This window comes from Chryseobacterium sp. L12 (assembly GCF_056133985.1).
Genome location: NZ_JBVYOF010000013.1, coordinates 72,328 through 84,925, shown reverse-complemented (window position 1 = coordinate 84,925; position 12,598 = coordinate 72,328). Strand labels below are relative to the sequence as shown.

Below are 12,598 nucleotides of genomic sequence, written 5' to 3'. Positions count from 1 at the left end.
GATGAAACTAATTTTATAAAGAAATGAGATACTGGATATTACTATTTATAGGTGTACATTTTTTCAATGCTAACGCACAAGGTAAAAAAAGTAATGGCAAAAAAAACGCTGAAATATTGAGCGTTACAAAGCCATTAAATGATAGCCAGATACGTTGGTATGATTGGATGGAAATTCAGGCACTTCAGGAAAAAAATCCTAAACCATTCTTTGTCTGGATATATGCAGACTGGTGCAGCCACTGTAAAGATTTTAAAGACTCAACTCTGCAAGATACTGCAATCATCAAAAAACTAAACAGTGGAGATTTTTATCCTGTAAAATTAAATTTTGAAGATAAAAGAACCTTCATATTCAAAAACAAATCTTATCAATGGATTGCAGCAACCGATGAAAAAATGGCACACAACGAATTGGCTTTGGCAATGATGAATAATGTTTTTGGGCTTCCAAGCTTTGTATTCTTCGATAAAGATTCTCATGTACTTCAGGATGTAAAAGGATATAAAAACTCAACAGATTTCAAAATTATTTCAGATTACTTTTTATATGAAAAGTACAAAACGCAGGACTGGAATAATTATGTGAAAAATATTAAACAGAATAACAATATCAGTAAAGAAAGTGATGAAACAGTTTGTAAATAATTTAATTTTTTAGTAAAAATGCAATGAAAAAATTTATTCTAAATCTCAGTAGCTTATGCACACTATTGGTGTGTTTTATAAGCTTCGCGCAATCTACCCTCAAGAAAAATGCTGTGGATGCATCGGGAAATCCTATTACCACAGTACAGCAGGGAGACAACATCAAGTATGTTGTCGAAGTAACCAATACAGCCGCAGCCAGCCCGGCTTCTACCGTCAATTTAAGAGATACAGCAGATCCATTTCAGAGTTATATCACTGGGTCTGTAAAAGTTCCTAATGGCTGGACGTCAGCTAATCCGAGTGCGGGACAGCTATCAAACAAACTAATGGCAACTTGGAACCCGTCTACATTGCCGGGTTCTTATGGGGCCAATATGGCTCCTTTATATGGAGCCAATACATTTGGAGGTCAGGTTCCTGTAAGTGCAAATTCAACAATTAATGTTTCAGGATCTGGTGATGGTTTTGATCCTGTTACTTTCAGATTTCCCAATGGTAATCTAGCCGTTGCTACAATCAATCACCATGTTGGAGGTGCAAATATATTATGTGCTGAGTTCGCAACCGGAGGAAGTAACTGTCTGGGAAATTATCTGAATGATGCTGCTGTAGGCTCTTTGAATATAGGGGGAAGAGCTACAGGATTTTCATGGAGATGGGCAGTATCGGGTAACCGTATATTTTATCCTGCAACAGCTACTTCTGATGCTACTTTTAACACTCCGGGTATTGGCTGTTTAGATTTTTCTAATAACAAATTAGAAAAATGTTATACAGGTACATCTCCAAGGGTTCTAAAGGACGCTGCTTTTTTTCAGGCAACTGCTGCAGGTGGTGCAGATTATACTCAGTTTGTAGGGGTGGTAAGCAAAGCAGGGAAAGTATGTACAGTGTGGGCTAATGCCAATAATACCAATGCTTCAGCCAGACGAAATGAACTTCGCATTGGTTGTGTAGATCCCTTAACGATGGATATTGTGAGTGATGAAACCTTCGTGGTTTCTCCTGCTTCTGCATTACTTGCCAATAGTACAGTAGGGATAAGTGTTAATAATAGTTCTTTTGGTGCCGGTGAGAGTCATAATAATGTGGTAGAGCAATTACCGGGAGATAACTGGGCAGTTTCTTTCAGACAGAATTACAGGTTAGCCACAGCACCGGGAATCAACATTACTGAAAATGCTTTTATTTGTTTAAAGAGTAATCCCGGCAATGCAGCTACAACAGATTGTAATGGTAATCCCATAACACATACTGGTTCGGTAAATGTGGCCAAGAACACCAACGGAACCAATGCTACTACCAATGTACCGGGTAATTATACAGGTCAGGGTATGGGGATTTTGCCAAGTCTGGATGCTACAGGTACTGTAAACGGAGTATGTTTAGAGTTTGGTAACAGGCAATGTTATGATACCAATGGTAACATCATACCAGGTAAACTGGCTGCCACTTCGTTGGTTTTCCCGGGAAATTCATCTTCTTATGATGTGGTAGGCTTAGGAAAACCATATTTATTAACATATACCTGGAGCTGGCCAGATACTTCTTATTGTTTTGACTGGAGTACCAATGCGCCATGCGCAAATGCAACAGCCTTTAATGCAAATACGGCCTATGGAAGTAAAGCCTTTGTAGAGCAGGGGAATATGTGTCTGGTAACCTACGGGCATAATGCTGTCTGGAATTTGTTTTCGATAGACAAAACTGCTACAGGAGGGCAGTTTACCTCAGGCGGATGTATCTTAAATTACACTCCTACACAGAGATTTAAGATCACCGATCCTTCAGCCAATTTCTGTAATCCGCAAACTAATGTAACACAATGGACAACAGTAGATCTTAGAAGATTACCAATACAAAGCGGATCTGTTCTTAATTTCTATTCATCAGCAGGAACACTTATCGCAACTGCACCTGTACCAGCAACTACAACTGCGAATTCGGCTACTACCGTAACCATTCCGGCGACTGTAGATTATGCGCTATATCCTACATTAGATATAGAACTTGATTTGAATGGAGTGAATACGACCTCAGCGAGTAACGCAGAACTGTATACTAATTATATTACCAATGACGGATCTAAACCGCAGATCTGTTATGATGTAAAAATATCTAACTGTCCTACAAATAAGCAAAGTACTAATTCTGCTACTGTAAGCGGAGGCTCTACAGGAACGACTACTATAACAAATACCAATCAGTATTTGGTTTGTAATGTAATAGACTCTGACGGGGACGGGATAGGCGATGATGTTGATATTGACGATGACAATGATGGTATTTTAGATACGAATGAAAATGCAAATTGTTCTACCAATGTTGCTACTACAACTAATCCCAATCCGACAGCAAATACCACTGCTTCTGGAGTAACGATACAGTATACAGAGACTGGAACAGTGAATACAATAACAGATCCAAGTGTTGGATTTGCAGGTCTGAATCCTTCACAAGGTGCTACAATCACCTATGATTTCTCTAATCCTGTTAACAATTTAAAAATGTGGTATGCAGATTTGGATAATAGAGAATATCTAAAAATTAATTATTATGATGAGAATAATAACAGAATCAGCAATCTTGTAAGTTATATTTCTAATGATGTAGGAACAACAAAAAACATATCTTCAGATGCAAACTTTGGGTTGCTTATAGATCCCACAAACAATGCTGGTGGCGGAAGTAATGCAGCTCAGCAATATGTTGAAGTAACAACCGCTTTTAAAGTAAAGAAAGTGGAAGTTACCTTTAATGCTACAAGAGCAGATGGAACTGCTTATAATAGTACTGCACAAACTCCAGATATTTACATTAAAGGACTATGTTTTTATGGAGACACAGATGGCGATGGTATTCCAGATTATTTGGATTTAGATTCCGATGCAGACGGTTGTTCTGATGCGATAGAAGGAGGAGCTGCAATTACACCATCACAGTTGGTTACAGCCGCTGGTACAGTAAATGGAGGAAGCACGAATGTTGATCAAAACCTTTGCGCACTTACAACGTGTGTAAATGCATCTGGATTACCTCAGTTTACAATACTTCCTACAGGTTATAGTAATACAACAGGACAGACTGTTGGTAACTCAATAGATAGTTATAAAAATGATTGTATTGATAATGATTCAGATAATATCCCGGATTGGCAGGATTTGGATGATGATAATGATGGAATTTTAGATACTTCTGAATGTAATTCTCCATCTTTGAGTTTAAATGATCTAAATCTTTTGCCTGGCTCACCTGGTACAAGTACTGCCTTTGTTCCTGGAACTATGTTAATTAAGACTAATGCTCTTAATTATTTGGGTAATCAATATGATGCGATTGTAAAAGTTATATCAAAAAACACAGGAACTGGTGAGTTTGCACTTTCAACTTCGGGATCAACTTTGGCAATTTTAAATTCAAATCCAAGTACAAATCCTTACGGTGAGTTCAGTATTGAATTTGTGCCAACAGGCACTGTTTCTACCACATCAACAGTCTATACACCAGCCACCATTCCATTAGTCACAATAGAACTTGCAGATATTGATGGGAGCAGTACAGCAACACTTTCTGAAGTTATCGGTTACAAAACAGCTATTAATCCATCACTTGTAGTAGGATCTTCTCTTGAAAATTTAGGATTCTTATCCGGTGGAGGACCTTCTCCTGCATCTGCCTACAGCTATTACAGAGATAAGAATGTTTCGCTTGGTACCGCTTCGGGCAATGCTGCTACAGGTAGTGAAGCTGCAAAAGTTTATTTGAAATTTTCTTCTTATACAACCGGTACTTTTGTTTTTGGAATTACAGGAAGTGTAACAGTAGCTACTCCTGAAAGAGGTGCATCTATTTTACAAAGATCTGAATATGCTTGTGATACCGATGGTGATGGAATTACTGACTCCTTGGATTTGGACAGCGATAATGACGGTTGTCTTGATGCAATAGAAGGTGATGAGAATGTTACTACAGCACAATTGGTAACTGCCAGCGGAACAGTGACGGTTGGTACTGGTTCTACAGCAAGCAATCAAAATCTGGGAAATACAGTAAATACAAACGGTGTTCCTACCATCGTAAACTCTGGAGGAGCTGCAGATATTGGCTCAGATGAGGGACAAGGAGTGGGAAGTTCAGCAGATGCAACTGTAAACGCTTGTTTCTGCTATAAACCGGGAATTGCAGATGCAGGAAATACCTATCCTACCAAACACGGTATTACAGCTTTAGGAAGAGCAGGAGCTGACAATGGTAACTGGCCAATGGAAAGACAAAGTGCATGGACGGTTTTAGAATCCAAAGAAAAAGGATTTGTTGTTAATAGGGTGTCAACTACAGCGGGATTGGCAAATATTACCAACCCTGTAGAAGGAATGATGGTGTATGATGAAGAAGCAGACTGCCTGAAAATCTATACCCTGAAGCAAGGAGATTCTGCAATGGCATGGCATTGCTTTACAACACCTGCTTGTCCGGATTAATAATTCGGAATAAATATGAGACGGAAGCCTTTTGAGAAATTCCGTCTCATTATTAAAATTAACTTATTAAAAAACAACCAAATGAAAAAAACAGTTTTTCTAGCAATAACAATTTTTAGTTCTGCAACGGCAATGGCACAAATTGCTATTGGTAAAAGCGAAGTAAGCAAAATACAACCAGCCAATACACTAGCCAACCCAAGCATATCACTAGAATTTTATGATAATGCTGATAATACAAAAGGAATGGTTTTACCCTGGACATCAACCGTTAATAATCAGCCCGTAGCTTATAATGCAACTACAGGTGCCGGTTATAGAGGAATGCAGGGAACAATAGCAGACGGTACGCTTATCTTGGATCTTTCTGATAGAAAAATAAAATACAGAAGAAACGGAGCATGGTCAAATCTAACAGGAGATCTACCTCTTGTTGCAGGCTCAACAACATATACCACTTTCAATGCTATCGACAGTTCTTTACAGAACAATAGAAAAGAAGGAGACAATGCGAAAGCTGCTATTGGAGTCAATGCTGCAAGTGACACGACAGCAGGGATTTTAGTATTAACGGATACTGATAAGGCAATGGTGCTTCCTAAAGTGGCAAGTCCTCATCTGAACATAAAAAACCCGGCTCCGGGAATGATGGCGTATGACACGACAAAAAAACAGCTTGCTGTTTATAATGGTACCGTGTGGAGCTTTTGGAAACCATAAGATTTCTCTATTATAGATGTGCAGATATTAGATGTTTAAATATATTGTAACAGAGAATTAAAAGAAATTAATAGGAAAATTATTATAAAATTAGATGTATGAAAAAGGAATTATTTTTTTTAAACAGTAAATAATTCTATTCCGTGAATTGATTCATAAAAATTGTAAAACAAGAATGATCAAAAAAATCGTACTACTTTTTCTGTTAATTTCTTTAATTGGACTATTTTCATTTAGGAAAAAAGCTGAAACTTCTTATGAAATTCTTTATAACACAAATATCAGTCATCTTGTAGAAGAGCAAGAGAAATTAGTTCAGCTAATCAAATCAAAAAATTCAATCGATTCATTCTCCTCGGAAGATATTAATGACGAAATAAAACAATGCCGAAAAAGAATGAAAACTGTGGATTTTTGGATTCGTTATTTCGATCCTGTTAATTATAAAATGATCAATGGTCCTTTACCTGTAGAATGGGAAACGGAAGTTTTTGAAAAATTTGAAAAGCCCTACAGAAGAGATGGAGCAGGTTTTACTTTAGCTCAATTGTATTTGGAAGAAGAAAACATCAATAAAGATTCTTTGGAGTTACTTATTCAAAAATCTTTAACAGCAACAAAAATGTATCAATTTGCTGAAATTAAGGATAATTTAAAAAATCCTGAAACATTTTATTTTTGCAATCGTTTGTTTCTGTTGAATCTTGCGACCATTTATACTACAGGATTTGAATGTCCTGAAACCGAGAATGTTATTACAGAAATGCATGATATGCTGTCTCAAGTAAAAACTATTTATGAAGCATACAATGAAAGTTTTCCCAAAACATCAATTTCTGAATCATACCTGGAGTTGTACAAAAAGACAATAAAATTTGTAGAAAATCAACATAAAGATTATACAAAGTTTAATCATTTCGTTTTTGTTAGAGATTATATTAATCCTTTGTTTGCGCTTAACCAACAGCAGATTGTTCAGTACGGTTTCTATTCTAAAAATAATTTGGATTTTACATTAAGCAATGACGTAAAATCTATCTTCGACAAAAATTTATTTTTTGCCCAAAATATAAAAGGAGAATTTTCTTTTGTAAAAGATTCAGGTACTTTGAGACAAATTGATAGTTTAGGAAAGCTATTATTTTATGATCCTATACTATCCGGAAATAATGAACGAAGTTGTGTTTCTTGTCACAAATCAGAAAATTTTTTTACTGATAATTCTGTTACAACAGCTTTGCAGTACAATGGGAAAAATTTGCTGGAAAGAAACGCACCAAGTCTGGTAAATGCGCCTTATAATCATCTAATGATGCTCGACGGAAAATTTTTAGATTTAAAGCAACAAGGTGAAGCTGTAATTACCAATCCTATAGAAATGGGAAGCACAAAGAAAGAAGTTTTGGAAAAAGTATTAAGCTGTCCAGATTACAAGAAAAATTTTAAAAATATTTTAAAGAAACTGCCGGATCATCCAAAAGAAGTAAAATTCGACCATATTATTTCTGCTTTAACCACATATTTTGGGAAATACAGCCAATATTATTCTAAGTTTGATAGGGCAATGAAAAAGAATGAAATACTATCAGAAGATGAAATAAGCGGTTACAATTTATATATGGGAAAGGCACAATGCGCAACCTGTCATTTTGCTCCTACTTTTAGCGGAATAAAACCGCCATACATTGGGAATGAATTTGAGGTGATTGGAGTTCCCGCTGATAAAAATTACCGATCTCTAAGTAATGATAAAGGACGATATTATGCACACCCAGCAAAAGAAACATTACATGCCTTTAGAACGACGACACTGAGAAACGTAGAAAAAACAAAACCTTATATGCATAACGGAGCTTTTGATACATTAGAAGAAGTCATTGATTTTTATAATGCAGGAGGAGGAGTTGGTAAAAAACTGAATATACCCAACCAGACTTTATCTTCAGATTCATTAAAGTTATCAAAAAAAGAAACCAATCAACTTATCAGTTTTTTAAAATCTCTTACCGAAGAGGTAATCTTTGACAAACCACCCAAAAGTTTACCAAAATCCAAAAGAAAAGAATTTAATGCCCGAAAAGTAGGTGGTAGTTATTAATATAAATCTTTTGAATTATGAAAAAACTAAACTTAATCTATATACTCTTAATCTTATTTCTTATTGATTGCAGCGCAAATAAAATATCCGATTTTATACTGAAATTAGATGATTCTGTAAAAAATGGTGAAATTTCTGTTGAGGAAAGAGAAGTATTTATAGCACGTTATAATGAGGGGAAAATTGCATATAATTTAAATTGTGCAAGTTGTCATACTGTAAAAAAATCTCTTCCTCACTTCACAAGTCAGCAATTAGAAACATACACCATACGAACTATAAACAAGCAGCATTCTAAAAATTTAAGTGCAGAAAATTTATCAGAAGATAAGTTGTTCAAAATTTTTTATTTCTTGGAAAACAATAAGTAGTTTTTAAGAGATATATGATTACTATTCATAAAAGATAATTTTACCATATGATGAAATAACAAAAATAGAGACATCAGGCATTTAGCGAATATCAATAACCTGACTTTTGAAGATACCATAAAAATAACCCAACTTATAGAATTAATATGGTATGTTCTTAATAATCATAAGAATTATAAAAATAATACTAACTTAAAACAGACATTATGAAAAAAGCCTTTTCAATCATTGCAATTTCTGCATTGTTTTTTACTTCTTGCAGCAGCGGCGTGGAAGAAGAAACAAGCAACAGCACACCAGTACCTACGGCGCCTTCTACACCTGCACCTTCTACACCTGGTTCTACAAGCGGAAGATTTGTTAAAAACGTTCTTATTGAAGATTTTACAGGTACATGGTGTGGCTATTGTCCAAGAGTTTCTTACGCTATCCAAAGTGTCCTGAATCAAAACATTACTGCCATTCCGGTGACGGTTCACAGATCTAGTGGTACCGTTACAGATCCTTTCCATTTTCAGCCTGCAAATCCTTTGTTAAGTCAAATGAGTATCACTGCTTATCCTACAGCAATGCTTGATAGAAAAGAGAAATGGACAAACGAAGTTACTAATACTATTCAGGTGAAAAATTTAACCGGGGTAAACGCTCAATTAGGGATTGCGATAACTTCGTCAATTCAGAACAACACAATTAACATGAGTGTGAATACGAAATTTGGTGCTAATATGAGCAATCTTAAATTGGTTGTCTATGTTCTAGAGAATGATTTATTATACAGTCAGGTAAATTATACTTCATATTACGGCGGTGCATCCGTAATTCAGAACTTTGATAATGATTATGTTCTTAGAGCATCTCTTACAAATGTTTTGGGAGATGATATTGCAGGAAATACAAATGCAGGAAATGTTTTTATAAAAAACTTTTCTCTTCCTGTACCATCAAATATCAGTAATGTATCTAAAATTACTTTTGTTGCTTTTATTCTGGATTCTGCAGGAAAAGTAATCAATGTAAGATCAGCTGGGCCAAATGTTTCACAAACTTTTCAGGAGCAATAATTTGTTTAAAATAATAAAAGGCTGTTTCAAAATATTTGAAACGGCCATTTTTATTATCCAATTAATTTCTTGTTAGACTCTTAATAAAAAATTACAAAAAGATGAAAGTTAACAAAATAATTAAGCAATTAACTTTGTGCCTCTTTTTTTTAATACCCACTTGTATTATCTGTGCTCAGAACAAAGTAATGTTTGATGCAGATTTAAAAGATATACAAGGAAACTCAGTCTCTTTAAAAAAAGAAATACAGGAAAAGGATAAATTGTACGTATTATCATTTTGGGCGACATGGTGTGCTCCTTGTTTAAGTGAATTAGAATCTATAAATGATGTTTATCAGGACTGGAAAAAAGAACTGAATGTAGAAGTTGTTGCTATATCTACCGATGATTCCAGAACTATTTCAAGAGTGAAACCTTTGATTAATGGGAAAGATTGGGATTTCACCGTTTTTCTTGATACCAATAATGATTTAAAAAGAAAGTTGGGTTTTCAGTCTGTTCCTTATTTAATTATTGTGAAAAACGGAGAAATCATTTATACTCAAAACGGTTATGTACCAAACAGTGAAACATTGCTGCTGGAAAAAATGAAAAAACTGTAGCATGAGAAAAATAACACTAATTGCATTAATTATTTTTTCCAATACTACCTTTTCTCAAGAAAAAGACTCTCTGAAAAACAGAATAATCTTATCCGGAAATTTTGAAAGCAATGGGCAGTGGTATACCAATGATGTGAGAAGGGGCATAAGTCATGATTCTATACCCTTAAGATCGAATAATTATCTTGCTCTGAATGCTTCTGTAAATAAATTTTCTGGAGGTATTCAGATAGAATCTTATGAAAATGAGGCTTTACTTAATTTCAATCCTAAATATTCGAAAACTAATATTGGAACTTATTTTCTAAATTATAAAAATGATAAGCTGGATGTTACTGCAGGCTATTTTTACGAGCAATTTGGAAGTGGATTAGCATTAAGAAGCTGGGAAGATCGGTCAATAGGAATTAATAACTCAATAAGAGGCGGAAGAATTATTTACAAACCATTGGATGAGATTTCTTTAACGGTTTTGTACGGAAACCAAAGAACAGGATTTGATGTCTCAAAAGGGAAAATATTTGGTTTTAATACGGAAGTTGATTTTATTAAGCTTTTATTTCCAAATGCTAAATACAGCTTATCTTATGCAGGAAGTTTTGTAAATAGAAATGAAGAACTTCCCGAAAATATAAAGGGAATTAATCAGAATACATTTATTGTATCAAATAGAATGTCTTTTAATAAAGATAGGTTTTATGTTAATCTGGAATATGATTATAAATCGGAAGATGCAGTATTAAATAATTCAAACCTTGATTATAATTTTGTCAAACCAGGAAATGCTGCATTGATAAATTTAGGCTATGCAGAAAAAGGGTTCGGAATAGATGCAAGTTTACGAAGAATTGAAAATATGCTGTTTCTTTCTGAAAGGAAACCTGAAATTTATGGTAATGGCAATAGTCTTAATTACAATGACAAATTACTGAATTATATCCCCAGTCTTACAAAACAGCATCATTCGGCGCTTGCAAACATATATGTCTATCAGTCGCAAAATATTACGTCGATGCAATTCGATGAAAAAATAGAAAAATTCGGCGAAATAGGAGGGCAGGTAGATCTTTTTTACCAGTTTAAAAAAGGTTCTTTTTTAGGTGGAAAATACGGAACAAAACTTACAGTGAATTGGTCTGAATGGTACAATTTAAAGGCTGATTACAGTTATTTCGATTCTGATGGAAATTACGCTCCCGATTATTCTACAACCCCTTTTGGAACCAGCCAAAAGTATTTTTCGGAACAAAGTATTGAAATCTCGAAAAAAATAAGCAGTTCATTTTCTGGTATTTTATCAGTTATCAAGCAGTTTTATAATGATCAGTATATCAGAGGGATTTTTCAGGAATCTAAAATTAATTCTACTATTTTATTTGCGGAAGGTACTTTGATTCTGCCAAACTCTAAATCTTTAAAAATCTCCGCCGAACATTTGTGGACTCAATCAGACAGAAAAAACTGGATTGGTGGAAGCTTAGAATATGTTCATAACGAAAACTTTTCAATATTTGTCTCGGATATTTATAATTATGGATTCGAGGAAGACAATCACCTTATAAACCCTACCGATTTATTCGATATTCATTTTTACAATTTTGGAGCAACCTACAGAAAAAACAATTTTAGAGTTTCATTAAATTATGGAAGACAGAGAGGCGGATTGGTTTGTGCGGGCGGAATTTGCAGATTTGTTCCTCCAAGTACAGGAGTAGGTATGCAATTAAATTATGCTTTTTAGAACGTATGTAGAATTATAAAAGCTATATGATTTAATCAAATCATTTTAAATTAAAATATACGATAATGAATTTCAAAGAAATTCACATTGGGAATTTAATATCCCAAAGAGTTAAAGAAAGCGGGATAGAAATGTCCCGCATCTGTAATTTCATCAAAAGCTCCGAAGTTGAAGTATTAAAAATGTATGAGTCTCAAAGCTTAGAAACAGAATTATTGTTGAGATGGAGCAAACTTTTGGAATACGACTTTTTCAGAATATACTCGCATCACCTTATTTTATATTCGCCTCCATCCGCAAAATCAGAAACAATAAAACCATCTTCGCTACCTGTGTTTCGAAAGAATATTTACACAAAAGAAATTATAGAATTCATTTTGGAAGAAATAGATGAAGGAAAAATAACAAAAAGTGAAGTTATAGATAAATACAGAATCCCCAAGACAACGCTTTACAAATGGATAGAAAAGTACAAAACAGAGTAAGAAACATTCCTAATTATAAACAAATTTATCTGGATATGATTTCAAAGAAATATCCGGAGAAAGTAGAATTATGCCAATCACTTTTTGTTAAAGATCATTATTCTACACTTGATATTGTAAAAATTAACCGTATTCTATATGGATCATTAAACAACCCTGCGATGGATTTTAATCAAAAGCTTAAATCTTATGATAGTAATTCAATTTTAGAAATTTTAAATTATCAAAAGAAAAACAAACTTAACAATTCTCAACTTGCAAAACATTTCAAACTCAGCAGAAATACTGTGACGAAGTGGAAAAAGCTTTTTGACGATAGTGTTTACTAACTTAAACATTTTGTGGGACAGCATCATCTGTAGTCTCGTTTCAATTTTTATTCATAA

General features: G+C 34.3%; 10 protein-coding genes. All 10 read left to right on the top strand.

Annotated features, from left to right (window positions below; all coding sequences use genetic code 11):
• Positions 1-23 precede the first annotated feature (23 nt).
• Positions 24-647 (top strand): thioredoxin family protein, encoded by a 624-nt coding sequence (locus AC0NBN_RS08370; protein ID WP_160812203.1) that lies wholly within the window; start codon positions 24-26, stop codon positions 645-647.
• 23 nt (positions 648-670) lie between these two features.
• Positions 671-5,131 (top strand): hypothetical protein, encoded by a 4,461-nt coding sequence (locus tag AC0NBN_RS08365; RefSeq protein ID WP_474468080.1) that lies wholly within the window; start codon positions 671-673, stop codon positions 5,129-5,131.
• A gap of 81 nt (positions 5,132-5,212) precedes the next feature.
• The gene (locus AC0NBN_RS08360) at positions 5,213-5,851 is read left to right on the top strand and encodes a hypothetical protein (RefSeq protein WP_160812204.1); all 639 of its coding nucleotides are present in this window, start codon (positions 5,213-5,215) and stop codon (positions 5,849-5,851) included.
• 397 nt (positions 5,852-6,248) lie between these two features.
• A complete protein-coding gene (locus AC0NBN_RS08355; protein WP_474468075.1) occupies positions 6,249-7,949 on the top strand; it encodes a cytochrome-c peroxidase in 1,701 nt (566 codons plus the stop codon).
• A 17-nt stretch (positions 7,950-7,966) separates the two neighbouring features.
• A complete protein-coding gene (locus tag AC0NBN_RS08350; protein ID WP_160812206.1) occupies positions 7,967-8,320 on the top strand; it encodes a hypothetical protein in 354 nt (117 codons plus the stop codon).
• Positions 8,321-8,526: 206 nt separating this feature from the next.
• Entirely contained in the window at positions 8,527-9,381 is an 855-nt protein-coding gene (locus AC0NBN_RS08345; RefSeq protein WP_160812207.1) for an Omp28-related outer membrane protein, read from the top strand.
• Between the two features lie 188 nt (positions 9,382-9,569).
• A complete protein-coding gene (locus AC0NBN_RS08340) occupies positions 9,570-9,986 on the top strand; it encodes a TlpA disulfide reductase family protein (RefSeq protein ID WP_160812208.1) in 417 nt (138 codons plus the stop codon).
• Between the two features lies 1 nt (position 9,987).
• Positions 9,988-11,727 carry a DUF6029 family protein gene (locus AC0NBN_RS08335; protein ID WP_160812209.1) on the top strand — a complete coding sequence of 580 codons (1,740 nt, stop codon included), beginning with the start codon at positions 9,988-9,990 and terminating at the stop codon, positions 11,725-11,727.
• A gap of 65 nt (positions 11,728-11,792) precedes the next feature.
• Positions 11,793-12,212 carry a transposase gene (locus AC0NBN_RS08330; RefSeq protein ID WP_160812210.1) on the top strand — a complete coding sequence of 140 codons (420 nt, stop codon included), beginning with the start codon at positions 11,793-11,795 and terminating at the stop codon, positions 12,210-12,212.
• Complete coding sequence (locus AC0NBN_RS08325) at positions 12,185-12,541, top strand: helix-turn-helix domain-containing protein (RefSeq protein WP_160812211.1); 357 nt, start codon at positions 12,185-12,187, stop codon at positions 12,539-12,541. Before AC0NBN_RS08330 ends, AC0NBN_RS08325 begins: the two co-directional genes overlap by 28 nt.
• Positions 12,542-12,598 lie beyond the last annotated feature (57 nt).

Bases quoted from the DNA above. Each gene is read 5' to 3' on its own strand.
- AC0NBN_RS08370 (WP_160812203.1), top strand. From the start codon at position 24: ATGAGATACTGGATATTACTATTTATAGGTGTACATTTTTTCAATGCT.
- AC0NBN_RS08355 (WP_474468075.1), top strand. From the start codon at position 6,249: ATGAAAACTGTGGATTTTTGGATTCGTTATTTCGATCCTGTTAATTAT.
- AC0NBN_RS08345 (WP_160812207.1), top strand. From the start codon at position 8,527: ATGAAAAAAGCCTTTTCAATCATTGCAATTTCTGCATTGTTTTTTACT.
- AC0NBN_RS08350 (WP_160812206.1), top strand. From the start codon at position 7,967: ATGAAAAAACTAAACTTAATCTATATACTCTTAATCTTATTTCTTATT.
- AC0NBN_RS08330 (WP_160812210.1), top strand. From the start codon at position 11,793: ATGAATTTCAAAGAAATTCACATTGGGAATTTAATATCCCAAAGAGTT.
- AC0NBN_RS08365 (WP_474468080.1), top strand. From the start codon at position 671: ATGAAAAAATTTATTCTAAATCTCAGTAGCTTATGCACACTATTGGTG.
- AC0NBN_RS08335 (WP_160812209.1), top strand. From the start codon at position 9,988: ATGAGAAAAATAACACTAATTGCATTAATTATTTTTTCCAATACTACC.
- AC0NBN_RS08360 (WP_160812204.1), top strand. From the start codon at position 5,213: ATGAAAAAAACAGTTTTTCTAGCAATAACAATTTTTAGTTCTGCAACG.
- AC0NBN_RS08340 (WP_160812208.1), top strand. From the start codon at position 9,570: ATGTTTGATGCAGATTTAAAAGATATACAAGGAAACTCAGTCTCTTTA.
- AC0NBN_RS08325 (WP_160812211.1), top strand. From the start codon at position 12,185: ATGGATAGAAAAGTACAAAACAGAGTAAGAAACATTCCTAATTATAAA.